Source organism: Achromobacter animicus (assembly GCF_040775605.1).
GTDB lineage: Bacteria > Pseudomonadota > Gammaproteobacteria > Burkholderiales > Burkholderiaceae_B > Achromobacter > Achromobacter animicus.
Genome location: NZ_JAYGJK010000001.1, coordinates 230,696 through 257,405, shown reverse-complemented (window position 1 = coordinate 257,405; position 26,710 = coordinate 230,696). Strand labels below are relative to the sequence as shown.

Genomic DNA, 26,710 nt, shown 5'->3' with positions numbered 1-26,710 from the left:
GCGTGAGTACGCGTTCCCTGTATGTGCATCGGCTCCATCAAAAAAACACCCGGCGCGTGAAATAGTCAGGCCAGATCGATCATCACGTACCAGCGGCTCACCCGCTGCATCCGGATCGGCAAGGTATTCCTCAGCGCCTCCAGCGCCCGGTCGCCATCGTCCAACGGAAACAGCCCCGTCACGCGCAGCCGCGCCGCCTGCGGCGACATCCGCAGCCAGCCCGCCCGGTAACGGGCCAGCGCATCCACCACGGTTTGCAGGGGCTCGTCATGGACTTCCAACTCGCCGTTCTGCCATGCGGCGGCGTGTGTCTGGCCGTTCTGCACCGCATCCACCTGCCGCGCATCGAACCACACGCTCTGCCCCGGCGCCAAGGGCTGGCGCACGCCTGCTAGCGTGGTCACCACGGCGGTCCCGCTCAATGACAGACAGAAACTGCGCCCGGCAGCGCAGCGCACCATGACGCGCCCCTGGGCAAGCCTGACCTCGCCTTGCGGCAGCCGCAGCTGCAACTCCTGGCTGCCCCCCAACTCAAAAATCGCCGCCCCGGCCGACACGCGTACCACGTGCGGCCCCTCCCACGACGCCGCGCTGCGCGCATCCAGCTCCATGGTGTTGCCGTCCGGCAAAGCCACCCGCCGGCGCTCACCGGTGCGGGTGACATAGCCCGCCGCCAGAGATTGCAACGGCACATAGCGGTCCGCCACGCCCGCTCCCAGCAGCAGCGCCCCGCCCGCCAGCGCCAGCTTCCCCAGCCGCCGGCGCTGCGCCAGCTGCGGCCCCACCAGCGAACGCCGCAGCGCATCGCCGTCGGCCAGCAGCCCTGGCCGCAGCGCATGCAACGTACCATTGAGCGCTGCGTTCAGCCGCTGCCACGCCGCGCCATGGCCCGGGCTCTCCGCCAGCCATCGTTCAAACGCCGCGCGGTCTGCATCGCTGGCCTGCCCGCTGGACAAGCAGACCTGCCACTCGATCGCCGCCTCGCGGGTGCGCGCATCCAAGGCCGTCATACCCAAAACACCTCGCAGCAACGGCGCAAGGCCTGCACGATGTACTTGCGCACCATGGTCGGCGATACCTTCAGCCGCGCCGCAATTTCCACATGCGTCATCCCATCGAGCTGGCTATACAGAAACGCCATCCTGGCTTTGGCAGACAGCCCATCGAGCGCCACATCCAGCGCCTGCAAGGCTTGCAGGGTCTGCACCCGCTCCTCCGCCGACGGCTCCAGCGGCTCCGGCTGCAACCGCAACGTCTCCAGCCAGGCCTGCTCCAGCTCGCGCCGCCGCCACAGCCGCCACGTAATGCGCCGGGCGATCGTGACCAGCATGGCCCGCGGCTCGTTTAGCTGCTCCAACGCTGGCAGGCAAAGCAACTGCGTAAACGTCTCGCCCGCCACGTCCTCCGCGTCCTCGCGGTTGCGCAGGCCATTGCGCAGCCGCCGCTCCAGCCACGGGTGGTCATTCTTATAAATGGTGGAAAACCGGCTATCGCGTGTCGAGGCCACGGGCTGCGCTATAAACAAATAGGAATCGTTATCAATTATCGCATAGCTCGCGCCGCTGTTTCCAGTTCCACCCCCTGTTCCTGCGAAAACTCCCCGCCACGGTACGACTCGGCAATCTCAGCAAACGCTCGCGTGAGATGGGGATGCATGTAGTCGAGGTTGGCGTCGACGATGCCGCACGTAGTTAGGCAAAGCAATCGTGAGGCACGCGCGACCGACTTTATTTGTCGTTTTCATGCTGAGCAGATCCACGTGCCAAATGTGAACAGGGCCGCGTATTCGCGGCCCTGTTCACGTTTGGATAAGCGCTGCGCTACCGCATCACTCCACCGTCACGCTCTTAGCCAGGTTCCGCGGCTTATCCACATCCGTCCCCCGCGCGCATGCCGTGTGATACGACAGCAACTGCAGCGGCACCGTATGCAGAATCGGCGACAGCTTGCCATAGTGTTCCGGCATACGAATCACATGCATGCCTTCGGCGCTTTGAATCTTGCTGTCGGCATCAGCAAAGACATACAGCTCGCCGCCGCGCGCGCGCACTTCCTGCATGTTGGACTTCAGCTTTTCCAGCAGCTCGTCCTTGGGTGCGATGGTGACGACCGGCATGTGCTCGGTGACCAGCGCCAGCGGGCCGTGCTTGAGTTCACCCGCCGGGTAGGCTTCGGCGTGGATGTAGCTGATTTCTTTGAGCTTGAGCGCGCCTTCCAGCGCGATCGGGTAGTGCATGCCGCGCCCCAGGAACAGCGCGTTTTCCTTGGACGCGAAACGATCGGCCCAGGCCATGATCTGCGGTTCCAGCGCCAGCACCGAACCGATGGCGGACGGCAGGTGGCGCAGGGCCTTCAGGTGCTCGGCTTCCTGCTCATCCGTGAGCTTGCCGCGCGTCTGCGCCAGCGCGAGCGTCAAGAGGAACAGCGCAGTGAGCTGGGTGGTGAAGGCCTTGGTCGAGGCCACGCCGATTTCGACGCCGGCGCGCGTGATGTACGACAGCTTGCACTCGCGCACCATGGCGCTGGTGGACACGTTGCAGATGGTCAGCGTGTTTTCCATGCCCAGCGAGCGCGCGTGCTTCAGCGCGGCCAGCGTGTCGGCGGTTTCGCCTGACTGCGAGATCGTCACGACCAGCGAGCGCGGGTTCGGCACGCTGTCGCGGTAGCGGTATTCGCTGGCGATTTCGACGTTGACCGGGATCTTGGCGATGGATTCGATCCAGTACTTGGCGGTCAGGCCGGCGTAGTAGCTGGTGCCGCAGGCCAGGATCAGCAGGGAATCGACTTCCTTGAAGATCTTGTAGGCCTCGTCGCCGAAGAGTTCGGGCGTGATGGACTCGATGTCCTGCAGAGTGTCGCCGACCGCGCGCGGCTGCTCGAAGATTTCCTTCTGCATGTAGTGGCGGTAGGGGCCCAGCTCGGCGGCGCCGGTATGCACGTGCACGGTATGCACTTCGCGATCGACGTTCTTGCCGGCGGCATCCACAATCCAGACGCGCGAGAGCTGCAGGTCGACGACGTCGCCGTCTTCCAGGTAGATGATCTGGTCGGTCGTGCCGGCCAGCGCCAGCGCGTCGGACGCAAGGAAGTTCTCGTTCTGGCCCACGCCCACCACCAGCGGCGAGCCTTGGCGCGCGCCGACCACACGGTGCGGTTCGTCGCGGCAGAACACGGCGATCGCATAGGCGCCATGCAGGCGGCGAACGGCGTTCTGCACCGTTTCGAAGAGGTCGCCCGAGTACAGGTGATTCACCAGGTGCGCGATGACCTCGGTGTCGGTCTGGCTTTCGAAGACGTAGCCGACGGCTTGCAGCTCGGCGCGCAGTTCGTCGTGGTTTTCAATGATGCCGTTGTGAACGAGCGCGATGCGCGGCTCGTCATTGCCCAAATGCGAGAAGTGCGGGTGGGCGTTGTGCGTCGCGGGCACGCCGTGCGTGGCCCAGCGGGTGTGGGCGATGCCGGTGAAGCCTTGGATCCTGTCCTGCGCAACCTGGTCGGCCAGCTCGGCCACGCGCTGCGTGCTGCGCGTGCGGCGCAGATGGCCGTCGGCGTAGACAGCGACGCCGCAGGAGTCATAGCCGCGGTATTCCAGGCGCTTCAGGCCTTCAACGAGGATCGGGGTGATGTCGCGCTGGGCGACGGCGCCAACAATGCCGCACATAGGAGTGACTCCGGGTAAGTTCAGTACCGACGCATTGTGCGCGACCCTTAAAGAAATTTGATTTCTTTATGTTCGACAATTTGGCAGTTAATTCCCTTACACAAATGTGATTAAATTATCTTTCGTCAAAATAGACATTTTGAATTAATCATGCAAAACACGTCCATTCCTCGGCCTGAACTGGATGATCTGGACCGGCGCATTCTTGAACAGTTACAAGAAGACAGTTCGCTGACCAACCAGGATCTGGCCGCGCGGGTGCACGCATCGCCCCCGACCTGCCTGCGGCGGGTGCGGCGACTGGTGGAAGAAGGGGTGATCGACCGGCAGGTGGCCATCCTGTCGGCCGAGAAGCTGGGCAGCACGCTGACGGCGATTGTGGAGATCACGCTGGACGTGCAGGCGGCTGAAAGCCTGGACGCGTTCGAGCAAAGCATGCTGTCGGAACCCGCGGTGCTGCAGTGCTACCGCGTATCGCCCGGTCCGGATTTTGTGGTGATCGCGCAGGTGAAGGACATGCCGGCGTATCACGCGCTGGTGCACCGCGCCTTCACCGCGCAGGCCAACGTGCGCAACGTGCGCACGTTTTTCTCTGTGCATCGCGCCAAGTTCGAGACGCGGATTGATGTGCGGGGGTGAAGTGCCGGCATAAGGTGCGGCTATCAACAGCCGCAGAGAAACGCGGCAGATGAAGCGGCCTACTTCCGCCCCACCAACCGCTCAAACTGCGCCAGATACCGGTTCCCCATCTTCTGTACGTCGTGCTCATTGCGCACGTACTCATACGCACGTTCGGTGACCTCGTGCCGGAACGCCGCATCATCCAGGCAGCGCGCCATGCCGGCCGCCATGGCCTGATGATCGCCCACGGCGCATAGCACGCCGCGGCCGTCGGCCAGGCTTTCCTTCAAGCCGCCGGCGTCGGTGGAAACAACGGGCACACGTTGCAGGAAGGCGTCGAGCACACTGCTGCCCAGCGCTTCTTCCTCGGAGCTCATGACGAAGACGTCGAGGATGCTGTAGAAGTCTTCCACGCCCTTGCGAAAGCCGGCAAAGCGGTAGACGTCTTCGATGCCGAGCTTGCGGGCCTCGTCCTTGGCCTGCTGTTCGCGGTCGCCGCCGGCGCCGAAATGCAGGAAGACGAAGTCGCGGCGCGTCTTGGCCAGTTCGCCGACGGCGCGCACCAGCGTAACGGGGTCCTTGTCGCGGATGAGGGCGGCGGAGGTCGCCATGACCTTCTTGCCCTCAAGGTCGAACTCGCGCACCAGGTTGGCGACGTTCTCGGTGTTGATCTGATGCGGTTCGACGGCGCTGCGGATGATGACGGGCTCGATGCCCAGTCGGCGCGGCTCGCCGGCGGCCATCTCGCTGATGGCCACAAACAGATCCGTGTGGCGCCACTTGTACCCGGTCTTCCATTCGTCGCCCGGCTTGACGACGAACGACGTGCGGCGCGAGAACACGACCGGCCGGCGGTGCAGCCATTTGGTCAGCACGGCCCACGTGATGGTGTTGGCGGTCTGCGCGTGGATGATGTCGTAGCGGCCGGCGCCTGCCAGAAATGCGAGCTGTCCGGGCACGTTGCGCACGGTGTGGGCGACGAATCCTTCCTGGCGGGCGCGCTCGGCCAGCGGCGCGCCTTCGCGGCACATCACTTCGACGTCATGCCCGGCCTTGCGGAACGCGCGCATGCAGTACAGCGTCTGGCGCTCGCCGCCGCGCCAGCCTTTCTCGAAGTTCAGTTGCAGGATCTTCATGCGCGGCCGATGCCTGAATACTCGAAGCCCAGGCCGCGCACGTCGGCCGGCGTGTACAGATTGCGGCCGTCGATGATGAGCGGCGTCTTGAGCAGGGCCTTGACGCGATCGAAGTCGGGCGCGCGGAAGACCTTCCATTCGGTGGCGATGAGCAGGGCGTCCGCGCCGTCCAGCGCGTCGTACATGTCGGTGGCGAAGCTGACGCCCTGCTGGCCAGCCAGCGCGCGGCCGGCTTCGTGCATGGCCACCGGATCGTAGGCGCGCACCTCGGCGCCGCGGCGCGTGAGTTCGGCGATGACGGTCAGGCTGGGCGCCTCGCGCATGTCGTCGGTGTTGGGCTTGAAGGACAGGCCCCACAACGCAATCTTGCGGGCGCGCAGGTCTTCGCCGAGGCGCTCGATCAGTTTCTCGGACAGGCGGAATTTCTGCGCGTGGTTCGCGGCTTCGGCGGCTTCGATGACGCGCATCGGCAGGCCGTGCTCGGACGCCGTGTTGACCAGCGCCTGCACGTCCTTCGGAAAGCACGAGCCGCCGTAGCCCGCGCCGGGATACAGGAAGTGATAGCCGATGCGCGGATCGGCGCCGATGCCGCGGCGCACCTGTTCGACGTCGGCGCCCAGGACTTCGGCCAGGTTCGCCATCTCGTTCATGAACGAGATGCGCGTGGCCAGCATGGCGTTGGCGGCGTATTTGGTCAGTTCGGCGGAGCGCACGTCCATCACCATCAGGCGGTCGTGCGTGCGCTGGAAGGGCTCGTAGATGCGGCGCATGACGCCGATCGTGTAGTCGTCGTCGGCGCCGACGATGACGCGGTCGGGGCTCATGAAGTCGTTGATGGCCGCGCCTTCCTTCAGGAATTCCGGATTGGACGCCACCGTGAACGGCAGGTCCACGCCGCGCTCGGCCAGTTCCTTGGCGACCACGGCGCGCACCTTGTCGGCCGTGCCGACGGGCACCGTGGACTTGTCCACGATCAGCTTGCGCGAGGTCATGTGGCGCGCGATGTTCTGCGCGGCGGCCAGCACATACTTGAGGTCCGCGGATCCGTCTTCGCCGGGCGGCGTGCCCACGGCGATGAACTGGACATCGCCAAACGCCACGCTCTGGGCGACGTCATCGGTGAAATGCAGCCGGCCGGCCTGCACGTTGCGGCGCACCAGGTCTTCGAGACCCGGCTCGTAAATGGGGATGCCGCCCTGGCGCAGCAGCGCGATCTTGGCCGCGTCCACGTCCAGGCACATGACATCGTTGCCCATGTCGGCCAGGCACGCTCCCGACACCAATCCTACGTAACCGGTACCCACGACCGTGATTTTCATGCCTGTGCGCCTTCAAATAGGTAATCTTTGCGCCCGGAAAGTGAAACCGGGCGCCGGCCGCCATTATAGAAGCGGCCCGCGCCCGGGGGTCCGAGCGGGTTCCGGGCGGCAATAGCGGCCGTAGCAGCCCTTAAGCCCGCAGCTTGTTGAAGCGGACGGTGTTGACCACCACGGCCAGCGCCGCGCACACCGTGCCCAGCACAAGCGCCAGTCCCGGCCCGTGGGCCGCGCTGACGCTGAAGGCAATGGCCACCAGCGCGGTGCCGAAGCTCTGCCCGAAGACCCGGGTGGTGGCCTGCAAGCCGCCCGCCGCGCCGCTGCGCAGCCGGGGCGCGGCAGAGAGCAGCGCGCGGTTGTTCGGCGTCTGGAAGAAACCGAAGCCCACGCCCGCCACGAACATGCCGGCGATGACCGGCCAGTTCGACACCGTGGACGGCAGGAGCGCCAGCCACAGCATGCCCGCGACCATCGTGGCCGCGCCAATGCCACTGAGTGTGGCGGCGGAATAGCGGTCGGACAGGCGTCCGGCCAGCGGCGCGATGATGGCCGTGCCGACCGGCCACGCCCCCATCAGCATGCCCACTTCCAGATACGGCCGGCCGAGCACCTGCTGGAAGTAGAACGGCAGCGACACATACGAGGCCATCTGCGCGGCGAAGGTGCACGCCGACGCGCCCACCGCGAACGCCAGCGGCCGGATGCGCAGCAGATCCACAGGCACCAGCGGCGCGGTCTGCTGGCTGGCGCGGCGCACCAGCACAATACCCGCCACTGCCGAAATCGCGACCAGACCGATGCCCCGCAGCAGGTCCTCGCCCATCATGTCCACGCCGGAGATGAACACGCCCAGCGTCGCCATGCAGAGCAGTGCGCTGATCCAGTCCAGCTTCACATCGTTGCGCGGCACTTCGGGCAGATGGCGCAGGCCAAACATGGCAAGCGCGCAGATCGGCAGGTTGACGGCAAAGATCCACGGCCACGGCGCGACGGACAGAATCGCCGAGCCGATGGTGGGACCCAGCACCGACATCACCGCCACCGTGGTGGCGTTGATGCTGATGCCCCGCCCCAGCATCTTGAGCGGATAGATGTTGCGCACCAGCCCGCCGAACATGCACATGAGCGTGGCGGCGCCCAGCCCCTGGAACACGCGCGCGGCGGTCAACTGCCACAGCGTGCCGGCCAGCGCGCAGCCCAGCGAGGCCAGTGTGAACAGCACCAGTCCGAACGTGAACATGCGGCGAAAGCCGATGCGCTCGGCCAGCGCGGACAGCGGCAAGAGCGCCATCACGACGGCCAGGTTATAGGCGTTGACGATCCACACCGCCTGCGCGGGCAGCGCGTTCAGATCCTTGGCGATCGTGGGCAGCGCCACGTTGGCGATGGTGGTGTCCAGCACCGACAGGCTGATGCCCGTCATCACGGTGGCCGCCGCCCAGTACCGGCGCGGCGCCGGCAGGCCGTCGGGCGGCGCGGGCTTGGCCCCGCTGCCCGCGGCCGCTTCCTGTTCCTGCGTCACGACTTCTTGACCGGGCGCTGCCATCCGTCGACGGTGACCTGCTTGGGACGCGACACCGTCAGCTTGTCCGCCGGTGCGTCGCGCGTGAGGGTGGTGCCGGCGCCCAGCGTGGCGCCGCGGCCGACGCGCACGGGCGCGACGAGCTGCGTGTCAGAGCCGATGAAAGCGTCGTCTTCAATGACGGTGCGGTGCTTGTTCACGCCGTCGTAGTTGCAGGTGATGGTGCCCGCGCCCACGTTCACGCGCGCGCCGATGTCCGCGTCGCCGATGTAGGCCAGGTGGTTCGCCTTGCTGTCGGCGCCCAGCACGCTTTTCTTGATCTCGACAAAGTTGCCGACGTGGCTGCGATCGCCCAGCTCGGCGCCGGGACGCAGGCGGGCATAAGGACCCACGCGCGCATCGCGGCCGACTTCGGCCTGCTGCAGGTGGCTGAAGGCTTCGATCTGCGTGCCCGCACCGACGCTGACATCACGCAGCACGCAATGCGGGCCCACGCGCACGCCGTCGGCCAGCGAGACCTGGCCTTCGAACACGCAGCCCACGTCGATGAACACGTCGCGGCCGCAGGTGAGCGTGCCACGCACGTCAAAGCGCGCCGGGTCGGCCAGCGTGACGCCGGCTTCGAGCTGGCGGCGGGCCTGCTCGGCCTGCCAGCGGCGCTCCAGTTCGGCCTGCTGCACGCGGCTGTTCACGCCCAGCGTTTCCCAGCCGGCGCCCGGTTGGGCGGCGCCCACGGGCACGTCGTCGACCACGGCCAGCCCGACCACGTCGGTCAGGTAGTACTCGCCCTGGGCGTTGTTGTTGTCGATGCGGGTCAGCCAGTTCTTCAGCTTCGCGGTGGGCGCGCTGAGAATGCCGGTGTTCACTTCCTTGATTTCGCGCTCGGCATCGGATGCGTCCTTGTGTTCGACGATGCGGCACACGTTGCCGTTGGCATCGCGCACGATGCGGCCGTAGCCGGTGGAATCGGCCAGCACTTCGGTCAGCACGGCGGCGCCCTGGCCGCGCGCGTCCAGCAAACGCTGCAGCGTTTCGGGCTGCACCAGCGGCACGTCGCCATACAGCACCAGCGTGACGTCGTCCTTGCCGTCGCCTTCCAGCAGCAGCGGCACGGCCTGTTGCACGGCATGACCCGTGCCCTGTTGCGGTTGTTGCAGCACGAAGTGCAGATCCGGCTGGCCTTCAAACGCCTGCTTGACGCGTTCAGCGCCATGGCCGACCACCACGATGATGCGCGCGGGCTTCAGTTGGCGCGCGCTGTCCAGCACGTGCGACAGCATGGGTTTGCCGGCCAGCGTGTGCAGCACTTTGGGAAGGTCGGACTGCATGCGTTTACCCAGTCCGGCGGCAAGAATCACAACATTAAGCATAGGTTCCAGTAGGTTGAGAGACGGGCGGGCGGCCTTGCGGCCTACCCGCGTGTCGATTGAAGGATGGGTTCAGGGCTTGCCGTCGGCAGGCCCATTTTTCTTGGCGGTCTTGGCCGTGCGCTTGGCGGCGGCCGGCTTGCGCGCGGCGGCGGGTTTGGCGGGCGGCTTTCCGGTCTTGGCGTCCGGCTGGGCCGACGCCTTGGGGGCCTCGGAGTCGGACTTGGCCCTGGACTTGGCGGCATCCGGCGCGCCTGCTGCGCCCGGTGCGCCGGCCGGCATGGATGCAGCGGTAGCCGCTGCGATCTGATTGAACTGCTGCTGCAGCAGGTCCCACCACGCCTTGGACGCCGACTGCGCCGCGGCGCCCATCTGTTCGCTCATGGCGGCCGCCGATTCCGGTCCGGTCCCGGCCGATGCGTCCGCGCCTTGCGGTTGAGCACCCGACTGCGCGGCGCCGTTTTCCTTTTCACTTGAAGGGGTCGCATTGCTGGACTGCGCAGAAGCGGCACTGGCAGACCCCGCCGTTTTTGGCGCCGGCTTCAACCCCAGCGCAACTTCCAGCGGCGACGCCGCGGCGCCGTCCTGGCTTGCGCCCATATCCATACGCGATGCGCTGTCCACGAAGGCGCGCAAGGTGCTGATGGTGGAGCGCTGCACTTCCATGCCCTGGATAGTGCTCGAGAGCATGCTGAGATTCATGCGCAGCCAGTTTTCCACCGAGCGGAGTTCGGCGATGCGGCGGTCCAGGTCTTCCAAATTCATCGGCGGGGCCATGGGCAGGCTGCTGGCGAGGCCGCCGGGACCGGTCAACCCGGCCCACGCCTGACGCATCATCTCCATGCTGGCCAGCAGCGGGTTGCCCGACAAATCAGAGCTCTGGCCCATGCCGGGCAGGACGAACGGGTTGTTGTATTGGTCGCTCATTCCAGGTGTCTCCATAGTCGGGTGCTTGCCGCCGGCGGCCGGGGTCACCCGGGCAGCAGTTGATTGTTCTCCACGCGCACGTGGTCGCCGGAGGCGAACGCGAACGGCTGCGCGCTGCGGAACTGGCGCGTGCTGCCGTCATTCATGCGCACCGTGAGTTCATAGTGCGTCACTGTTTGTTGCTGTCTGATATTACGCTCAACTTCACGGCCTGCCAAAGCACCGCCGACCGCGCCCAGCACCGTCAGCGCCGTCTTGCCGTTGCCTCCGCCAAACTGATTACCCACAACGCCGCCGGCCACGCCGCCCGCGATAGTGCCGACCAGATGGTTGCTGTCGTCCTTGGTGGGCACCTGCACCTGGCGGATGGTCTGGACCACGCCGCAGGTCGCGCAGGCCTGCTGCGCCGGCGCTGCGGCCGGACGTTGGGCCTGAGCCGGCTGCTGCGATTGCTGCGCCTGATGCATCTGGCCGGCGGGCCTGCCCGCGCCCGGCGGTGCGCTATTCGCGGCGGTGGGCGGTTCAGCGGCCGGCGCCGGCGCCAGGTTGGCGTCCTCGGGTCCGGCCTCGGCCACGGCCTCCGCGTGCGGATTGGCGGACGGCGACGGCAGCCAGCCCAGCACGGCAGCGACGCCTACCGAACACATGACGATGACGGCGATCGCCGCGGCGGCAAGCAGCGGATGCAAGCCGCGGCGCGGCGACGCGGAAGAGGTCGAGGTATTCATGACGATGCTCCATCGTAACTAACCGGCAGTGGTATAGCACCCGCGCGCGGTTTCGGCATGTTGCGATGGTGACCCTTCATTGCAGGGCAGATGGAGGGTGGACAGGGTGGGGCATTCGTGGACAATAGGCCCCATGGATTCGATCACGCTGACCCAACTGGAACAGGCAATCAACTACTGGCGCAACACCTCGCCATCAGTGGGAGAAGAGTCTCGCCTGTGCCCCGAGGCGGCCGCGCTGGCCACCCCTTATGCGCTGATGATCATCAGCCATCAACGCGAAATCGCCGCCGCCGAACTCGGCGATAAAGCGCGCGCGGCGCTGGCGGCCTGGGCGGCTGCAAAGGTCTGAGCAGGCTGGCGGCCAGTTCCGCCGCAATCGACCCCGCCGTTATCCCTTGAGCAGCGCCTGGATGTCATGCGTCAGGGCGTCAACCCCGACATTGTTGTTGACCAGCACGCGCGACTCGCCCTTGCCGTCCAGCAGGTAGAACGCGGCCGTGTGGTCCATCGTGTAGTTGCCGTCCTTGGTGGGCGCCTTGGCGTAATACGCCTTGAACGACGCCGCCGCCTTCTTCACCTGATCCGGCGTGCCGGTCAGCCCCAGGAACCGCGGATCAAATGCCGTGACGTACTGCTTGAGCACCTCGGGCGTATCACGCTCAGGGTCCACCGAAATCAGCAGCACCTGCACTCGATCGGCGTCCGGACCCAGCTTTTTCATGACTTCGGTCAGTTCGGCCAGCGACGTGGGGCACACGTCTGGACACTGCGTGAAACCGAAGAACACGACCACGACCTTGCCGGAAAAGTCCGACAGCTGGCGCATCTTGCCGTTGTGATCGGGCAGTTCCATGGCGCGGCCCAGTTGCGTGCCGCTGATGTCGCTGCCCTTGAACACGGGTTTGCTTTCGCCGCAGGCAGCCAGGGCGGCGGCGACGGCGGCAGCTGCGCCCAGTCGCAGGGCCAGCCGGCGGCTGGCGGAAAACACGGACATCAACAACCTCCAGGGGATCAGCGCAACAGGCCGACCCAGTGGTCCACCAGCAGCGCGCCAAACAGCAGCGCCAGGTAGAGAATGGAAAAACGGAACATGCTGCGGGCCAGCTCGTCGCTGTACGCGCGGTACAGGCGCCAGGCATAGGACACGAACATGCCGCCCAGCACCAGGGCGGACAGCAGATAGAGTTCGCCGCTCATGCGGATGGCGTAGGGCAACAGCGTGGTCGCCATCAGGGCCAGGCTGTACAACAGGATGTGCAGGCGGGTGAACTGGTTGCCGTGCGTCACCGGCAGCATGGGCAGGCCGGCCTTGGCGTAATCGTGATTGCGATAGAGCGCCAGCGCCCAGAAGTGCGGCGGGGTCCAGATGAAGATGATGAGGACCAGCACCCAGGCCTCGGCCGGCACCGAGTCCGCCACGGCGGCCCAGCCCAGCGCGGGCGGCATTGCGCCCGACAGACCGCCGATCACGATGTTCTGCGGCGTGCGCGGCTTGAGGATGATGGTGTAGATGATGGCGTAGCCCACGAACGTGGCGAACGTCAGCCACATGGTCAGCGGGTTGACCATGTTGTAGAGCACGAACATGCCCGCGCCGCCCAACAGGCCCGACAGGCTCAGCACCTGGAATGCCGAAATGGTGCCGCGCGCCGTGGCCCGGCGCGCGGTGCGCAGCATGCGGGCGTCGACTTCCTGTTCGATCAGACAGTTGATGGCGAACGCGGCAGCGGCCAGCAGCCAGATGCCGATCGTGCCGAACAGCACACGGCGCATGTCGGGAATGCCGGGCGCCGCGAGGAACATGCCGATCACGGCGCAAAACACTGCCAGCTGCGTGACGCGCGGCTTGGTGAGAACGAGGTACTGGCGGAGCAATCCGGATTGAGGAGCGGCAAGACTGGTCATAGTGGACCTCATTTTAAACGCGCACCAAATTGGGGTCGTACCGCCCCACCGGCTCGCGGCCGGCCGACGCCAGCCGCACCATCAAAACCACGGCCGCCAGCGTCAGGCCCGCAGCGCCCCCATTGTGCAGCACGGCGATCAGCAGCGGCCACTGGAAGAAGATGGTGGTCAGTCCCGTAAACAGCTGCGCGGCCAGCAGGGCCAGCATCAGCGTGGCCGGGCCGCGCAGGCCGGGCTCGGCGGCGCGCAGCCGCCACGCCAGGATGCCCAGGTAGACGAACACCACGAAGGCAAAGTTGCGGTGCACCCAGTGGATCGCCGTCAGCGCGGGCTGCGAGATCATTTCGCCAGAGGGCAGCTCGCCCAGGCCCCGGATGACGGAATAGCCGCCGTGGAAGTCCATTTCCGGCACCCACACCCCGTGGCAGGTGGGAAAGTCCATGCAGGCGAGCGCCGCATAGTTGGTGCTGACCCAGCCGCCCAAGGTGACCTGCACCAGCAGAAGTCCGAATCCGACCGCCACCCACGGTTTCCAGCGCACGGCCTGCGCGCTCACCGGGAGGTGCGGACGCTCGCGCGAAGACAGCCAGGTCATCAGCGCCAGCACCGACAGGCCAAAGACCAGATGGGCCGTCACGACGGCGGGCATGAGCTTGTGGGTCACGGTCCAGGCGCCGAACGCACCCTGCACGCACACGGCGACCAGCGTCGTGATGGCCAGCGCGGGCGAACGGCCCAGTTCGCGGCGATAGCGCCACGCCATGTAGACGATGCCGATGATGAGCATGCCCAGAATGGCGCCGACATAGCGGTGGATCATCTCGATCCAGGCCTTGGACAACGTCACCGGCCCGAAGGGCATGGCCTGCGAGGCCTCGTGGATGTCGCCCATCGCGCCGATCGGCGTGACGCTGCCGTAGCAGCCGGGCCAATCCGGACAGCCCAGGCCGGAATCCGTCAGGCGCACGAAGGCGCCGAACATGATGAGGTCCAGCGTCAGGAACCAGGTAAAGAAGACGAGCTTGCGATAACGCGCTTTGATGCGTTCCATATTCAAATCAAAAACCTACATTCAACCAATGCGCGAGTTATAGACGAGCTTGCTGATGTCCTTGCGCACCCGCTCGCCATCCGCCTCGGCGGGATACTGCATCATCAGGTTGCCCAGCGGATCGATCACCCAGATCGGATCCTGCAGGCCGGGCTGGCCGGCGGCCGTGTCGCGCGCCAGGAGGAACCGCGCCAGCTGATCCGGATCCACGCGCACCATCACCGTGCCCTTGTAGGCCTCCAGCACCTTGTCCGGCACCACCGCGTCGTCCGTGATGAACCAGACGCGCGCCAGGCGGTCCACGTTCTTGCCCTGGCTGGCGTGGCTGTTGCGCGTGATGAACAGCTTGCGCGCGCAGCTTTCGGGGCAGGCCGCGCCGTCGGCGGCCACCAGCAGCCATTTGCCCTTCAGGCTTTCCAGATCGAAGGGCTTGCCGTCCAGCGTGGTCAGACGCAGTTCGGACGCCGCGGGCATGGGCCGTTGGGGCGACAGCAGCGTACCGTAATTGCTGGAATCGGTGGGCCACCACTGCGGGTTCAGGTAGACCACGAACGCCGCGACGATGGGCGCCAGCGAGCACAGGAACACCAGCACCATGGGCGTCAGCGAACGCTTGACTGCGGGCTTGTTGGTTGGAATGTCGCGAGCCACTTTTTATCCTGGATTAGCGTTGGTCATCTGCGCGCACGCATGCGCGCCTGGGCCTGCTGGTCCACGCGCTGGCGTGAGCGGCGGATGGCGCCCCCCAGCACCACCAGCCATGCAATGGCGGCAATTGCGCCAAAAGCGAACCACTGTACCGCGTACGACGTGTTCTGCTGGAAATCGACAGAGGGCTGGGGCCAGTCGCGCACCAGGCCATCATCGGCCTGGCCGCCTTGGCTCAGCACCGTGGGCAAAAAATTCAGTCCGGTCGCGCGGGCATAGGCGTCCAGCGGCAGGTTCTGCACCTGCGGCACCGTGCCGCCCGCCACCGGCAGCGCCGCGGGCAGGGTGGAGGTTTCCGCGCCGCTCAGCGACCACAGCTCGAACATGCGCGGCACACGCACTGACAGCTCGCCCTGCACGGTCTGCACGCCCTCGGGCGTGGCGGGCAGTTGCGGCTCGCCCTGGCCCTGGATGACGCGCGGCAGCCAGCCCCGCAGCACCAGCACCGCGCGATTCGTGGCCGCGTCCAGCAGCAGCGGCGTGGCCAGCCAGTAGCCCGGCCGGCCTTCATGGTTGCGATTGTCCAGCAGTACACTGAATTGCGGCAGCCACGTGCCGCTTGCTTGCGCCACGCGCCAGGGCGTCATGTCGGCGGGCGGCGTTGACGGCGTCAACGCCAGCGGCGCTTGCTTGCGGCCCGCTTCGATCGAGGCCAGAATGGCGCGTCGCTCATCGCTGCGGCGCAACTGCCATTGCCCCAGCGACACCAGGACCATCACGGCCAGGCCAAGCAGCAATAAGGCGGCTACCGTGTAGCGGGTGGAATGCGGTCGGGACATCTGTCGTTGCTGAATCTGAATAGTCGGGAGACCACAATGCGCGTTTTCGTCGTTCTGGCCTTCATCGGGATACTGGCCAGTCTGGCATCCGCCCTGGTCTACCTGATGCGGGACAAAGGTACCACCAACCGCACGGTCAACGCGCTGACGGTCCGCATCGGCCTGTCGGTCGCCCTGTTCCTGTTCGTGCTGTTCGCCCATCACATGGGCTGGATCGAAAGCACCGGTTTTAGATAGGCTGCACGGGTCCCGGTTCCCCGGGTCCTGCACCGCATTGCCGGCGCGCCCCTCCAAATAGCCTGAAAGCGCGATGGATGCCGGCTTGCCGCCCAGCCATCCCTTCGCGCTTTCCCGTGCTGCAACCGCAGCCGGCGCCGCCGGCCGCGATCAGAACCACGACGTCAGAACCAGTACACGAACAGGTACAGGCCCAGCCACACCACGTCGACAAAGTGCCAGTACCAGGCCGCGCCTTCGAACCCGAAGTGATGGTCCGGCGTGAAATGGCCGCGGATCAGGCGGATCAGGATGACGGTGAGCATCGTGGCGCCCAGGATCACGTGGAACCCGTGAAAGCCGGTCAGCATGTAGAACAGCGACCCGTACGCGCCCGAGTTGAACTTGAGGTTCAGGTCCTGGTAGGCGTGGATGTACTCAAACGCCTGACAGGCCACGAACACAAAGCCCAGGATGACGGTGGCCGCCAGCCAGAACTTCGCCTTGCCGCGGTGGTTTTCACGCAGCGCATGGTGGGCGATGGTCAGCGTGACGCCGGAGCTCAGCAGCAGGGCCGTGTTGATCGTGGGCAGCCAGAAAGGACCCACGGTCTGGAACGGTTCCACCACGCCAGCCGGACCGAAGTTCGGCCACGCGGCCTGAAAATCCGGCCACAGCATCAGGCGGTGGTCGATGTCGCCCAGCCACGGCGTCGTGATCGTGCGCGTGTACCAGAGCGCGCCAAAGAACGCCGCAAAGAACATGACCTCGGAGAAGATGAACCAGCTCATGCTCCAGCGGTACGAACCGTCGATGCGCTTGCTGTTCAGCCCGGTCTCGGACTCGTGGATGGCATCGCCGAACCAGTAATACATGACGATGACCACGCCGATGAACCCCACCAGCACGGACCACTTGCCCCAGTCCGCGCCGTTGACCCAGGCCGCGGCTCCCAGGCCCATGAAGAGCAGTGCCACGGCCATGCGCACGGGATGGCCCGAGTCGGCGGGGACAAAGTAGTACGGTGCCTCTTTACCTTGAACCGAGTGGCTTGCACTCATGGCTTTCTCCCTGGTACAGATTTAGATTTAGGTAATTCAAGTCAGGCTGGATACGGCCCAACGAACAATTAAAACCAGCACAGTCACAAAGATTGCCGCTGCCAGCAGTCCGGCCACGATCACGTGGACCGGATTGAGCTTGGCGCTGTCCTCACGGTAGCCCGCGCCCTTGCGCACACCGAAGAACCCCCACGCCACCGCCTTCATCGTCTGAAGGAAACTCAGCTTGCGCTGAGACGTTTCGCGAAGGTCGTCGCTCATGGCCTCGGCTCCTAGCCGACGGCCTTGCCGGTCAGCAAGGCCGAACCGCGGATCACCGTCCAGGCAAACACGGCAACGACGAAAACCAGAAGAACCAGTCCTGCGATCTTGTTACGGCGGCGCTGCTCGGGTGTCATTGCTGTGCTACCTGGAACATGGATAGGGATTTACTTCACTTCGGGCGGCGTTTCGAAGGTGTGGAACGGCGCGGGCGACGGCACCGTCCATTCCAGTCCTTCGGCGCCTTCCCACGGCTTGGCCGGGGCCGGTTCACCCTTGCCCATGTAGCAGCGCAGGATCGCAACCAGGAAAATCAGCTGCGACAGGCCGAACCAGAACGCGCCGATGGTGGCGAGCTGATGGAACGTCGTGAACTGCGCGGCGTAGTCGGCGTAACGGCGCGGCATGCCGGCCAGACCCAGGAAGTGCATCGGGAAGAAGGTCACGTTGAACGAGATCAGCGTCGACCAGAAGTGCAGCTTGCCCAGCTTTTCGCTGTACATGCGGCCCGTCCACTTGGGCACCCAGTAGTAGGCGCCGGCAAACAGCGCGAACAGGGAACCGGCCACCAGCACGTAGTGGAAGTGCGCCACCACGTAATAGGTGTCGTGGACCTGAATGTCGATCGGGGCCACGGACAGGATCAGACCGGTAAAGCCGCCCATCGTGAACACGAAGATGAAGCCGATGGAAAACAGCATCGGCGTCTCGAACGTCATGGAACCGCGCCACATCGTCGCGACCCAGTTGAACACCTTCACCCCGGTCGGGATGGAGATGAGCATGGTGGCGTACATGAAGTAGAGCTGGCCGGTCACCGGCATGCCCGTCGTGAACATGTGGTGCGCCCACACGATGAACGACAGCACGGCGATGGAGGCGGTGGCGTACACCATCGAGGCGTAGCCGAAGAGCTTCTTGCGGGCGAACGCGGGCACGATGGCCGACACGATGCCGAACGCCGGCAAGATCATGATGTAGACCTCGGGGTGCCCGAAGAACCAGAACACGTGCTGGTACAGGACCGGGTCACCGCCGGCGGCGGCATTGAAGAAGCCCGTGCCAAAGTGACGGTCGGTCAGCACCATGGTGATGGCCGCGGCCAGCACCGGCATCACGGCCAGCAGCAGGAACGCCGTGATCAGCCAGGTCCAGCAGAACAGCGGCATCTTCATCAGCGTCAGGCCGGGCGCGCGCATGTTCAGGATGGTCACGATGATGTTGATCGCGCCCATGATGGACGACGCGCCCATGATGTGGATGGCGAAGATGGCCAGGTCCATGCCGGGGCCCATCTGCAGCGACAGCGGCGCGTACAGCGTCCAGCCCGCGGCGGTGGCGCCGCCCGGCACGAAGAACGAGGCGGTCAGCATGATCGCGGCGACCGGCAGCAGCCAGAAGCTGAAGTTGTTCATCCGCGCGAACGCCATATCGGATGCGCCGATCTGCATCGGAATCATCCAGTTCGCAAAGCCCACGAAGGCCGGCATGATCGCGCCGAACACCATGATCAGGCCGTGCATCGTGGTGAACTGGTTGAACAGCTCGGGGCGGAAGAACTGCAGGCCGGGCTCGAAGAGCTCGGTGCGCAGCAGAAGGGCGAGCGTGCCGCCCTCCAGAAGCATGACGAACGAGAAGATGAGATACATCGTCCCGATGTCTTTGTGGTTCGTTGCAAAAAGCCACCGGCGCCAGCCCGTGGGCACGCCGTGGTGGTGGTCATCGTGACCGTGGCCGTGGCCCGGCGACACGTGGTCTACAGTGACGCTGCTCATGATGGACTCCTTCCTGCTGAGTGCCAGCCCCGTTCAACGGGGCGGCAGGGTATCTCTGACTAAACGGAACCGGTTCTACCGGTGAAGGAACGGCCCACGCGCAATCAGCGCGCGGGCGTGATGTCCTTCGGAAGAACCGTCGGGTCCTGCCCCTTGCCGGCGTTGCTCCAGGCATGGCGCGTATAGCTGATGACCGCTGCGATCTCGACATCGTTGAGCTGCCCGCCGAACGCCGCCATGGCGGTGCCGGGCTTGCCCTTCAGCACGGTGTTGATCTGCTCCCCCTTGGGGCCCAGAACAACCTTGTCTCCGTCGAGCGGCGGGAAGGAGCCGGGAATGCCCTTGCCGTTGGCCTGGTGGCAGGCCACGCAATTTGCCGCGAAAACCTTTTCGCCGCGGGCAACCAGTTCAGCTTCCGTCCACTCTTTATTGGGATCGTCGGCGTTTGCCGCCATCTTCTTCTTTTGGTCTTCAACCCACTTATCGTAGTCGGGCTGCGCCAGGACTTCCACGACGATGGGCATGAAGGCGTGGTCCTTGCCGCACAATTCCGCGCACTGGCCGCGATAGATGCCAGGCTTTTCGGCGTTGAACCAGGTGTCGCGCAGGAACCCGGGGATGGCGTCCTGCTTCACGCCGAAGTCCGGAACCATCCACGAGTGGATGACGTCGGCCGCCGTGAGAACGATGCGGATCTTCTTGTTGGCGGGGACGACCAGGTGATTGTCCACTTCCATCAGATAGAACTCGCCCTTGGGCTCGCGGTTCTCGATCTGGGCGCGCGGCGTGGAAAGCGTGGAGAGGAACTTGATGCCGGCGGCCGAGCCGTCCAGATATTCGTAGCCCCACTTCCATTGGTAGCCGGTGACCTTGACGGTCAAGTCCGCGCTGGAAGTGTCTTTCATGGCGACGACCGTCTTGGTGGCCGGCAGCGCCATGGCGATGACGATGATGAAGGGGATGACAGTCCAGGCGACTTCGACGCCCAGGTGTTCGTGGAAGGTCGCCGCCTTGTGGCCGCGGGACTTCCGGTGCGCCCAGATGGAGTAGAACATCACTCCAAAGACGCCGATGAAAATCACAATACAGATCGTGAGCAGCAACCAATGCAGCCACATGATGTCGCGCGAAATCGCGGTGACGCCTTCATGCAGGTTCAGCTGATTGACCTTCGGACCGCCGGGCATGTTTTGCACCTGGGCACCGGCCACGCCGCCAATCAGCATCGCACAAGCCCCCAGTATCCCTCTCCACTTCTTCATGCTTACCTCGAAATACGGCGCGAAGGCCCATTTGCTGGTGGCGGAAGTCACCGGAATACGGGCAACACGCAATTATTAGATGGCAGGGCGATGCAGGGAGATAGAGCGGCCCTGTCGTTCCCTCTCGAAATCACAAAGAAACTGGCGGATTATAGCGGACGCGCAAACAGATGTAATTTAGTGCTCTTGAATTCATGCGGCCCGCCCCCATGTGCGCTCGCCCCTTGACTACGGGCCGTAAACCGGGTGGCTTAAAATCGCCAGCAACCTCATCTCCTTGGCGCCACGATGCAAAAGCAGTTGCCCGATTTGTATGCCGCCCTGTGCGCCCGCGCGCAGGAGCCCGCCCCAGAAGGCGCGCGCGCTTTATATATAGCGGGGCGCCGCTGCGGCTGGGCCACGCACGCAGCCTGCGATGCGCTGCGCGATGCACCGGAAACGCACGCGGACGACACGGCGCTGCGCATCGGCGAAGGCCTTGCCCCCGGCAATGCGCTCGACGCCGTGCTGGAACAGGCCGCGGAACTGTTGCGCCAAGCCAACTGCCTGCGCGGCTGGCGCGATGAATTGCTGGACGTTCTGGATGGCGACGAGCCGCTGGGCGTCATCGAACGCGCCGCCGTGCGGCCGCTCGGTCTGTTGACCAAGGCCGTGCATCTCAATGCGTGGACGCCCGACGGCAAGCTGTGGGTCGCCCGGCGCTCGCTCAGCAAGTCGACCGATCCCGGTATGTGGGACACGCTGGTCGGCGGACTGGCAGGAAGGGGCGAGGATCTGGAACTGGCGCTGGTGCGCGAATGCGGCGAAGAAGCCGGCCTGGACGAACCCGACCTCGCGCGCCGCACGCCGCTGCGCACGATTTTGCGCATCCACCGCCGGCTGCCCGAGGGCTATCAGGTGGAAGATGTGCTGACCAGCACGTGCATCCTTGCTCCGGACGCGCGGCCCGCCAACCGTGATGGCGAGGTCATGGAAATCGCCACCGTCGACGTCGCGACGGCCTTGCACCATATCGCCGAAGGCGAGTTCACGCTGGAAGCGGCCCTGGTGCTGGTCGAAGACATCATGCGGCGCCAGGCCGCCGGCGACATCAAGATCTGAATCGTTGGATCGGGCCACGCCCACGGGGCGGGCCCAGTCACCCTCAAATGAAACTGCCGGCACGCGCGCGGTGGCGCGCCCGGCAGAGTGCGGCTAGCGGGACGCTGGTTCCGGCGTTCCCAGCACGGGGCCGCTGGGCGCAGCGGCGCCCGGCGCATCGGCGCCCGGGGCGTTCGCGTCCGGGGCATTGGCGTCCGGCGCGCTGGCAACGGGTGCATTGGCAACCGGGGCCTTGACACCAGGGGCACCGGCGTCCGACGCATTGGCGCCCGGAATCTCTCCGCCGTCAGCCGGCTCGCCGCGCAGTTCACGCGCCGCCCGCAGGTCCTCGCCTTCCGGCGGACCGCCTGCGCCGGCCGCTTCCGCCGCTTCGGCCGCCTGCGCGGAGCTAGGCCCCGCCACCGGCGCGGGCGTGGCCGCCGCCGCCGCGGAAGCCTGCGAAAACTGCTTCCAGACTTCAATCGCCCGCAGACGCTGCTTGGCCACGACCTGAATGCGATCGCGCAGGTTTTCGTCGCGGGCCAGCAGCGCATGGAAATCGCGCGAAGACAGCATCAGCAGCTTGCTGTACCCCAGCGATGTCACGTCCGGCGTCAGTTGCTCTTCGCCTAGCAAGCCCAGTTCGCCAAAGAATTCGCCGCTGCCCAGTTCGATCATGGTGTTGTCGGGCAGATGGACCGCGACCGCGCCCGACGCTACAAAGCACATCTCCTCGCCGTGCCGCCCTTTAGTCAACACCCGCTGGTCGGGCAGGGCCAGGCGCGGCTTGAGCAGCTTGCTGATGGCGCGCAGGGAGTCGGGCGACAGGCCTTCAAAAAGCGGCACGCGCTTGATGAGTTCGGCCGCACTCATTTCGATGTCCAGCGGGGGATGCTTGTCGATGTGCGCCCAGCGGCTTTTCAGTTGCTCGGTCAGGTCGGCATAGACCTCGCCGCTGATCAGGAACTGCTCAAGCATGTCGCGGTAGCGGATGCGTTCAAGCTCGCGCGCCACGCGGCCCAAGTAACTCTCCTGCAGCCATTGGGCGTACGACGGATATTGCAGGTTCAGCGCCTGCATCGCGTTCTCGATCAGGTCCAGGCGGCGCTGATGCAGCGACACGATGCGCTGCGTGGCCTCTTCGCCCAGCAGCGGCGTGATCTGCTCACGAGCAAAGCCGATCAGGCGCTGCGCGACCGACCGCTTGCTCATCAGGTTGGCAAAGCGCTGGCCGAGCTCGCGCGCCAGCCATCCCTGGAATCCGAATACGTAATGCAGCCGCAGCGCCAGCCGGAAGCCCGTCGAATAGCGGACGTCGGCAGCAATAGCGCGCTCAAAGCCCTCCACGCCGCCCAGCCGGATGGCGTCTTCCAGCCGCTCGGCCCGCGCCAGCAGCGTTTCCGCCATGCGCCAGTCCACGATCTGCGCCTTCAGGATGTCGAAGAACATTTCCTCTTCGCGCTGCGCCACGATCGCCAAGCCCACGGCCACGCGCTGCTCGTCGGTCATCTGGCTGACCCGGCCGTCGTGCACGCTGGCCAGGCTGGCGTCGAACACCGCACGGATGCGGTCACGCACTTCGTTGCCGATATGCTCGGCCTTGGCCACTTCCTCGGTCTTGCCCTGCAGGTCTTCCAGCGCCACGGCCAGCACCTGGTTGCGGATGGTGCGCTCGACGGGCGACAACTGGTTCAGCCCCAGCATCCGGATCAGCGGCCGCAGGCTGATGCCGTTGACGAACAAGGTCATCAGCACGAAGCCCGTCGTCGCCACGGCAATGAACTGGCGCGCCTCTTCGGGCACGCCGGTCTGTTCGGTCACCGCCAGCGCCAGCGCCAGCGACACGGCGCCGCGCAGGCCGCCCCACAGCATCACCACCTTGTACGGATTGCTGACCTTGGTGCCCAGCCGCGTCAGTCCCAAAAGCGGCAGCAGCCCGAACACCACAATCGCACGCGCCACCAGCGTCACCACGAACACCACGCCCACCAGCACCAGTTCCTGCCAATCGGCCGCCGCCATCAGCTTGGGGATCAGCATCGCCGCAAACAGGAAGATGAGGGAGTTGGCCCAGAAGCCAAACTGCTCCCACGCGCTGGACAGATGCTCGAAGGTGGTCGGCGACATGCGCGTGCGGCCGGTGGAGCCCACCACCAGGCCCGCGATCACCGTGGCCACCACGCCCGAGACGTTCAGGTAATGCTCGGAGATGAAGAAGGACAGGTAGGCCAGCGTCAGGGTCAGCGTGATCTCGGCGGTAGGAAAGCCGCGCAGCCAGGCAAACAGGAAGCAGGCCAGACGCCCCATCGCAAAGCCGGCCACGCCGCCGCCGATGAAGTGCACGATGAAGTCGTTGAAGATGCCGCTGACGGACAATTCGCCCTTGCCGCTCAACACCGCCAGCAGCACCGAATACAGCGCGATGGACGCCGCATCGTTGAACAGGCTCTCGCCCTCGACCAGCGTCGTCAGTCGCTTGGGCGCGCCCACTTCGCGAAAGATGCCGACCACCGCCACCGGGTCGGTCGTGGCCACGATGGCGCCGAGCAGCAGGCACACCACCAATCCATAGGGCGAGATGGCGTCCAGTGTCACGCCGACCACAACCGTGCAGACAACCACCGCCACGATGGCCATCATCAGGATCGGACCGATGTCGTCCATCAGACGCCGCACGTTCATCGACAGCGCCGTCTCAAAGAGCAGCACCGGCAGGAACACCATCAGGAAGGTCTCTGACGAGATCTCGAAGCGCTCCAGCGAATCGAGAAAGTCGCCGATCCAGGCCGGCGCCCAGCCGTGCACGTGAATCACGATCCCCAGCAGACAGCCAACGATGGCGAGCAGCACCGAATAGGGCAGCTTGACGCGGCCGGCCAGAGGCGGCATGAAGCAGACCAGCGTGAGCAGGCCCGCAAGACCAAATACAAGAAAACCAACATCCATGGGTAGCGCCGCGTCCCGATCGTAGTGCGTGTGGAAAGTTCCACAAGAATAGCGGCTTTTTTCCGGCGCTCGCGGTCGGGACGTGACGGGAATCGTGGAGAATGCACGTTTCGTTACCCCAATGGACGCTTGCGAAACGTGCCGCGCCATGTTTTTTGGGTAATGTGGCATCACGCGAACTTTTGCAGGAGCGGCACGTGGCACGCATCCACACCTTGACCCGGCGCCACGACGCGCCCGCGATGCTCGTCCAGTTGACCGATAGCCATCTGTTCGGCGAGCCCGAAACGTCGATGCTGGGCGTCAATACCGACGCGAGCCTGCGCGCCGTGCTGCGCCAGATCGAGGCCGATGGCAAACATCCCGACCTGCTGCTCGCCACCGGCGACCTGTCGCAGGATGGCGAGGCCGCGGGCTACCAGCGCTTTGCGCGTATCCTGTCCGAATCGGCCGCGCTGGATCGTGCAACGATCCGTTGCCTGCCGGGCAATCACGATCAACCGTCCGTCCTGCGCCAGGAATTGTCCGACTGGTCGATGCCGGTGACGGACGTGGGCGCATGGCGCGTCGTCACGCTGGACACGACGGTGCCCGGCTCGAACGCCGGCCATCTGTGCAACAGTGAACTCGACATGCTGGAAGCGGCGCTGGCCCAGGCGCCCAACCGCCACACGCTGGTGGCGATGCACCACAACCCGATGCAGATCGACAGCCACTGGCATGACTCGATGATGATCGACAACCCGCAGGCGCTCTTCAAACTGCTTGCACGGTTTCCGCAGGTGCGCGTGCTGCTGTGGGGCCATGTGCACCACGAGTTCGACCGCCGCCGCCACAACCTGCGCATGCTGGCCACGCCGTCCACATGCTTTCAGTTCAGCATCCGCGACGGCAAGCACATCGTCGACAACATGGCGCCGGGCTACCGGTGGATCAAGCTTTATCAGGATGGATCGATGGCGACCGGCGTGCGCCGCGTGCAGGACGCGCTGTGGCACTCCGCGCTGCAACCGCCAGACAGCGCGCGCGCGGCTTGATCTGTCCGAGGACGGCGTCGAAACAGGCGCCGTTTTTTATGGGCGCTGCGTTCCGAGCGCGCATAAAAAACGGGGCACCGATATGCTAGGTGCCCCGTAAGCATCCGTCTCATAGGGGAGGGGAAAGAGGAGAAGCCGAGACGGATGACAAGACTGCTAACCGAAGTTCGCGGTCTACATGAAGTTAGGCGGCGCCTTCCTCATTAAGTTTCTGCGAACGCAGAAAATTTGCCCCCGAATTTGTATCAATTTATTGGCCGTCCCATTGTCATCGGCCGGCTGTTGAACGCGGCGCGCAATGTCAGACGCCAAAGAAAAAGGCCGCAATGTGCGGCCTTTGTTATGCGCGGGACAGCAATCACGAGGCGAGGTTGCCGCGCATCTTCTTGAGCGCCGCCGCTTCGATCTGGCGAATGCGTTCGGCCGACACGCCGAACTCTTGCGCAAGCTCGTGCAGGGTGGCGCCGCCGTCGTCCTGCAGCCAGCGGGCTTCGACGATGCGGCGCGAGCGCGGATCCAGCGCTTCAAGCGCGGTGGTCAGGCCGGCGCTTTGCAGGTGATCGCGCGCAGCGCGCTCCAGCACGCGCGTGGGTTCCTGGCGGCCTTCGTCGGACAGGTAGGCGATCGGCGCGTAGCTGTCGTCGTCGTCGTCCTGGTTTTCCAGCGACATGTCGCGGCCGGACATGCGGACTTCCATTTCGCTCACGTCTTCGTTGCGCACGTTCAGCTCGCGAGCGATGTGGTCGACCTGTTCGGGATCCAGGGTCTGGCCGTCGGGACGCATGCTGCGCAGATTGAAGAACAGTTTGCGCTGCGCCTTGGTCGTGGCCACCTTGACCAGCCGCCAGTTGCGGATGATGTATTCGTGGATTTCGGCCTTGATCCAGTGAACCGCGAAGGACACCAGGCGCACGCCGCGCTCGGGGTCGAAACGCTTGACGGCCTTCATGAGGCCGACGTTGCCTTCCTGGATGAGGTCGGCGTGGGGCAGGCCGTAACCCAGATACTGACGGGCCACGGACACCACAAGACGCAGGTGCGAAAGAATCAGCTCACGGGCGGCGCCCAGATCTTCCTGGTCGCGCAGGCGGCGGCCGAGTTCCGTTTCGCGATCCGCGGACAACACCGGCAGGCGGTTGACCGCGGAAATATAAGCGTCGATCGTACCGAGAGCGCCCGGATTGGCGATGGCCAACGCCAGAGCGTTGCCGGAGGCGGTCAACGAGGTACTGGGTTGCTTCATAGCGGGGGTCTCCGGATGGCGAGAAAACGACATGAATTCGATGTTAGCACTCAAGTAATAGGAGTGCTAATTCGACTGTTGCGACGCGTCAAAGTTTCAATTCCG

At 65.2% G+C, this 26,710-nt stretch carries 26 protein-coding genes; 5 read left to right on the top strand and 21 right to left on the bottom strand.

Translation table 11 applies throughout. The annotated features are described in order from the left end of the window. Positions 1–65: 65 nt before the first annotated feature. From AB3147_RS01175 to glmS, 3 genes are all read right to left on the bottom strand, one after another. On the bottom strand, positions 66–1,010 hold the full coding sequence (locus AB3147_RS01175; RefSeq protein ID WP_367351252.1) for a DUF4880 domain-containing protein: 945 nt from the start codon (positions 1,008–1,010) through the stop codon (positions 66–68). Continuing rightward, on the bottom strand, positions 1,007–1,507 hold the full coding sequence (locus AB3147_RS01170; protein ID WP_438860958.1) for a sigma-70 family RNA polymerase sigma factor: 501 nt from the start codon (positions 1,505–1,507) through the stop codon (positions 1,007–1,009). Before AB3147_RS01170 ends, AB3147_RS01175 begins: the two co-directional genes overlap by 4 nt. Positions 1,508–1,828: 321 nt before the next feature. After that, positions 1,829–3,661 carry a glutamine--fructose-6-phosphate transaminase (isomerizing) gene (gene glmS, locus AB3147_RS01165; RefSeq protein WP_367351251.1) on the bottom strand — a complete coding sequence of 611 codons (1,833 nt, stop codon included), beginning with the start codon at positions 3,659–3,661 and terminating at the stop codon, positions 1,829–1,831. Between the two features lie 150 nt (positions 3,662–3,811). Here glmS and AB3147_RS01160 point away from each other — a divergent pair, with 150 nt between their 5' ends. Beyond that, positions 3,812–4,300 (top strand): Lrp/AsnC family transcriptional regulator, encoded by a 489-nt coding sequence (locus tag AB3147_RS01160; RefSeq protein WP_367351250.1) that lies wholly within the window; start codon positions 3,812–3,814, stop codon positions 4,298–4,300. A gap of 59 nt (positions 4,301–4,359) precedes the next feature. On the opposite strand, the gene AB3147_RS01155 is transcribed toward AB3147_RS01160, so the two are convergent. From AB3147_RS01155 to AB3147_RS01130, 6 genes are all read right to left on the bottom strand, one after another. Continuing rightward, complete coding sequence (locus AB3147_RS01155; RefSeq protein ID WP_175123874.1) at positions 4,360–5,418, bottom strand: glycosyltransferase family 4 protein; 1,059 nt, start codon at positions 5,416–5,418, stop codon at positions 4,360–4,362. Then, positions 5,415–6,737, bottom strand: coding sequence for a UDP-glucose dehydrogenase family protein (locus AB3147_RS01150; RefSeq protein ID WP_367351249.1), 1,323 nt, complete (start codon positions 6,735–6,737; stop codon positions 5,415–5,417). Before AB3147_RS01150 ends, AB3147_RS01155 begins: the two co-directional genes overlap by 4 nt. Positions 6,738–6,867: 130 nt before the next feature. Beyond that, positions 6,868–8,256, bottom strand: a complete 1,389-nt coding sequence (locus AB3147_RS01145) for an MFS transporter (RefSeq protein WP_367351248.1) — start codon at positions 8,254–8,256, stop codon at positions 6,868–6,870. Beyond that, entirely contained in the window at positions 8,253–9,626 is a 1,374-nt protein-coding gene (gene glmU, locus AB3147_RS01140; protein ID WP_175137078.1) for a bifunctional UDP-N-acetylglucosamine diphosphorylase/glucosamine-1-phosphate N-acetyltransferase GlmU, read from the bottom strand. Before glmU ends, AB3147_RS01145 begins: the two co-directional genes overlap by 4 nt. A 69-nt stretch (positions 9,627–9,695) precedes the next feature. Beyond that, entirely contained in the window at positions 9,696–10,550 is an 855-nt protein-coding gene (locus AB3147_RS01135; protein WP_343736846.1) for a PhaM family polyhydroxyalkanoate granule multifunctional regulatory protein, read from the bottom strand. Between the two features lie 44 nt (positions 10,551–10,594). Continuing rightward, a complete protein-coding gene (locus tag AB3147_RS01130) occupies positions 10,595–11,278 on the bottom strand; it encodes an outer membrane lipoprotein (RefSeq protein WP_367351247.1) in 684 nt (227 codons plus the stop codon). Positions 11,279–11,411: 133 nt separating this feature from the next. On the opposite strand from AB3147_RS01130, the gene AB3147_RS01125 reads away from it, so the two are divergent. Next, entirely contained in the window at positions 11,412–11,630 is a 219-nt protein-coding gene (locus tag AB3147_RS01125) for a DUF3717 domain-containing protein (protein ID WP_175123880.1), read from the top strand. Positions 11,631–11,669: 39 nt separating this feature from the next. Here AB3147_RS01125 and AB3147_RS01120 read toward each other — a convergent pair whose 3' ends face one another. From AB3147_RS01120 to AB3147_RS01100, 5 genes are all read right to left on the bottom strand, one after another. Further along, complete coding sequence (locus AB3147_RS01120; RefSeq protein ID WP_175137075.1) at positions 11,670–12,275, bottom strand: SCO family protein; 606 nt, start codon at positions 12,273–12,275, stop codon at positions 11,670–11,672. A gap of 17 nt (positions 12,276–12,292) precedes the next feature. Then, entirely contained in the window at positions 12,293–13,186 is an 894-nt protein-coding gene (cyoE, locus tag AB3147_RS01115; RefSeq protein ID WP_175123882.1) for a heme o synthase, read from the bottom strand. A 13-nt stretch (positions 13,187–13,199) separates the two neighbouring features. Then, a complete protein-coding gene (locus tag AB3147_RS01110) occupies positions 13,200–14,237 on the bottom strand; it encodes a COX15/CtaA family protein (RefSeq protein ID WP_175137074.1) in 1,038 nt (345 codons plus the stop codon). A 21-nt stretch (positions 14,238–14,258) separates the two neighbouring features. Then, the gene (locus tag AB3147_RS01105; protein WP_367353505.1) at positions 14,259–14,834 is read right to left on the bottom strand and encodes an SCO family protein; all 576 of its coding nucleotides are present in this window, start codon (positions 14,832–14,834) and stop codon (positions 14,259–14,261) included. Positions 14,835–14,911: 77 nt separating this feature from the next. Next, on the bottom strand, positions 14,912–15,724 hold the full coding sequence (locus AB3147_RS01100; protein ID WP_175123884.1) for an SURF1 family protein: 813 nt from the start codon (positions 15,722–15,724) through the stop codon (positions 14,912–14,914). Between the two features lie 36 nt (positions 15,725–15,760). On the opposite strand from AB3147_RS01100, the gene AB3147_RS01095 reads away from it, so the two are divergent. Further along, complete coding sequence (locus tag AB3147_RS01095) at positions 15,761–15,961, top strand: twin transmembrane helix small protein (RefSeq protein ID WP_105236947.1); 201 nt, start codon at positions 15,761–15,763, stop codon at positions 15,959–15,961. Positions 15,962–16,125: 164 nt separating this feature from the next. Here the strand turns inward: AB3147_RS01095 and AB3147_RS01090 are convergent, their stop codons facing one another. From AB3147_RS01090 to coxB, 5 genes are all read right to left on the bottom strand, one after another. Then, positions 16,126–17,001: a cytochrome c oxidase subunit 3 gene (locus AB3147_RS01090; RefSeq protein WP_175123885.1), complete on the bottom strand. Its 876-nt coding sequence runs from the start codon at positions 16,999–17,001 to the stop codon at positions 16,126–16,128. Between the two features lie 36 nt (positions 17,002–17,037). Further along, positions 17,038–17,262: a DUF2970 domain-containing protein gene (locus tag AB3147_RS01085; RefSeq protein WP_056565538.1), complete on the bottom strand. Its 225-nt coding sequence runs from the start codon at positions 17,260–17,262 to the stop codon at positions 17,038–17,040. 11 nt (positions 17,263–17,273) lie between these two features. After that, positions 17,274–17,399 (bottom strand): cytochrome oxidase small assembly protein, encoded by a 126-nt coding sequence (locus AB3147_RS01080; protein ID WP_217467855.1) that lies wholly within the window; start codon positions 17,397–17,399, stop codon positions 17,274–17,276. A gap of 30 nt (positions 17,400–17,429) precedes the next feature. Next, a complete protein-coding gene (ctaD, locus tag AB3147_RS01075; protein ID WP_175123886.1) occupies positions 17,430–19,037 on the bottom strand; it encodes a cytochrome c oxidase subunit I in 1,608 nt (535 codons plus the stop codon). Positions 19,038–19,141: 104 nt separating this feature from the next. Further along, a complete protein-coding gene (gene coxB, locus AB3147_RS01070; RefSeq protein WP_175137072.1) occupies positions 19,142–20,299 on the bottom strand; it encodes a cytochrome c oxidase subunit II in 1,158 nt (385 codons plus the stop codon). 288 nt (positions 20,300–20,587) lie between these two features. On the opposite strand from coxB, the gene AB3147_RS01065 reads away from it, so the two are divergent. After that, positions 20,588–21,400 (top strand): NUDIX hydrolase, encoded by an 813-nt coding sequence (locus tag AB3147_RS01065; protein ID WP_367351246.1) that lies wholly within the window; start codon positions 20,588–20,590, stop codon positions 21,398–21,400. A 93-nt stretch (positions 21,401–21,493) separates the two neighbouring features. Here AB3147_RS01065 and AB3147_RS01060 read toward each other — a convergent pair whose 3' ends face one another. Beyond that, on the bottom strand, positions 21,494–24,325 hold the full coding sequence (locus tag AB3147_RS01060) for a cation:proton antiporter (protein WP_367351245.1): 2,832 nt from the start codon (positions 24,323–24,325) through the stop codon (positions 21,494–21,496). A gap of 197 nt (positions 24,326–24,522) precedes the next feature. Here AB3147_RS01060 and cpdA point away from each other — a divergent pair, with 197 nt between their 5' ends. Next, a complete protein-coding gene (gene cpdA, locus AB3147_RS01055) occupies positions 24,523–25,362 on the top strand; it encodes a 3',5'-cyclic-AMP phosphodiesterase (protein ID WP_218342366.1) in 840 nt (279 codons plus the stop codon). A 358-nt stretch (positions 25,363–25,720) separates the two neighbouring features. On the opposite strand, the gene rpoH is transcribed toward cpdA, so the two are convergent. Beyond that, positions 25,721–26,605, bottom strand: a complete 885-nt coding sequence (gene rpoH / locus AB3147_RS01050; protein ID WP_175137069.1) for an RNA polymerase sigma factor RpoH — start codon at positions 26,603–26,605, stop codon at positions 25,721–25,723. Positions 26,606–26,710: the final 105 nt, after the last annotated feature.

What these genes read in the sequence shown, in the direction of transcription:
- AB3147_RS01060 (WP_367351245.1), bottom strand. Translation starts at nt 24,325, where the DNA reads ATGGATGTTGGTTTTCTTGTATTTGGTCTTGCGGGCCTGCTCACGCTG.
- AB3147_RS01095 (WP_105236947.1), top strand. Translation starts at nt 15,761, where the DNA reads ATGCGCGTTTTCGTCGTTCTGGCCTTCATCGGGATACTGGCCAGTCTG.
- AB3147_RS01085 (WP_056565538.1), bottom strand. Translation starts at nt 17,262, where the DNA reads ATGAGCGACGACCTTCGCGAAACGTCTCAGCGCAAGCTGAGTTTCCTT.
- AB3147_RS01120 (WP_175137075.1), bottom strand. Translation starts at nt 12,275, where the DNA reads ATGTCCGTGTTTTCCGCCAGCCGCCGGCTGGCCCTGCGACTGGGCGCA.
- AB3147_RS01175 (WP_367351252.1), bottom strand. Translation starts at nt 1,010, where the DNA reads ATGACGGCCTTGGATGCGCGCACCCGCGAGGCGGCGATCGAGTGGCAG.
- AB3147_RS01090 (WP_175123885.1), bottom strand. Translation starts at nt 17,001, where the DNA reads ATGAGTGCAAGCCACTCGGTTCAAGGTAAAGAGGCACCGTACTACTTT.
- AB3147_RS01135 (WP_343736846.1), bottom strand. Translation starts at nt 10,550, where the DNA reads ATGAGCGACCAATACAACAACCCGTTCGTCCTGCCCGGCATGGGCCAG.
- AB3147_RS01155 (WP_175123874.1), bottom strand. Translation starts at nt 5,418, where the DNA reads ATGAAGATCCTGCAACTGAACTTCGAGAAAGGCTGGCGCGGCGGCGAG.
- AB3147_RS01160 (WP_367351250.1), top strand. Translation starts at nt 3,812, where the DNA reads ATGCAAAACACGTCCATTCCTCGGCCTGAACTGGATGATCTGGACCGG.
- glmU (WP_175137078.1), bottom strand. Translation starts at nt 9,626, where the DNA reads ATGCTTAATGTTGTGATTCTTGCCGCCGGACTGGGTAAACGCATGCAG.
- cyoE (WP_175123882.1), bottom strand. Translation starts at nt 13,186, where the DNA reads ATGACCAGTCTTGCCGCTCCTCAATCCGGATTGCTCCGCCAGTACCTC.
- AB3147_RS01080 (WP_217467855.1), bottom strand. Translation starts at nt 17,399, where the DNA reads ATGACACCCGAGCAGCGCCGCCGTAACAAGATCGCAGGACTGGTTCTT.
- coxB (WP_175137072.1), bottom strand. Translation starts at nt 20,299, where the DNA reads ATGAAGAAGTGGAGAGGGATACTGGGGGCTTGTGCGATGCTGATTGGC.
- ctaD (WP_175123886.1), bottom strand. Translation starts at nt 19,037, where the DNA reads ATGAGCAGCGTCACTGTAGACCACGTGTCGCCGGGCCACGGCCACGGT.
- AB3147_RS01130 (WP_367351247.1), bottom strand. Translation starts at nt 11,278, where the DNA reads ATGAATACCTCGACCTCTTCCGCGTCGCCGCGCCGCGGCTTGCATCCG.
- AB3147_RS01125 (WP_175123880.1), top strand. Translation starts at nt 11,412, where the DNA reads ATGGATTCGATCACGCTGACCCAACTGGAACAGGCAATCAACTACTGG.
- rpoH (WP_175137069.1), bottom strand. Translation starts at nt 26,605, where the DNA reads ATGAAGCAACCCAGTACCTCGTTGACCGCCTCCGGCAACGCTCTGGCG.
- AB3147_RS01110 (WP_175137074.1), bottom strand. Translation starts at nt 14,237, where the DNA reads ATGGAACGCATCAAAGCGCGTTATCGCAAGCTCGTCTTCTTTACCTGG.
- AB3147_RS01065 (WP_367351246.1), top strand. Translation starts at nt 20,588, where the DNA reads ATGCAAAAGCAGTTGCCCGATTTGTATGCCGCCCTGTGCGCCCGCGCG.
- AB3147_RS01150 (WP_367351249.1), bottom strand. Translation starts at nt 6,737, where the DNA reads ATGAAAATCACGGTCGTGGGTACCGGTTACGTAGGATTGGTGTCGGGA.
- AB3147_RS01105 (WP_367353505.1), bottom strand. Translation starts at nt 14,834, where the DNA reads ATGGTGCTGGTGTTCCTGTGCTCGCTGGCGCCCATCGTCGCGGCGTTC.
- glmS (WP_367351251.1), bottom strand. Translation starts at nt 3,661, where the DNA reads ATGTGCGGCATTGTTGGCGCCGTCGCCCAGCGCGACATCACCCCGATC.
- AB3147_RS01100 (WP_175123884.1), bottom strand. Translation starts at nt 15,724, where the DNA reads ATGTCCCGACCGCATTCCACCCGCTACACGGTAGCCGCCTTATTGCTG.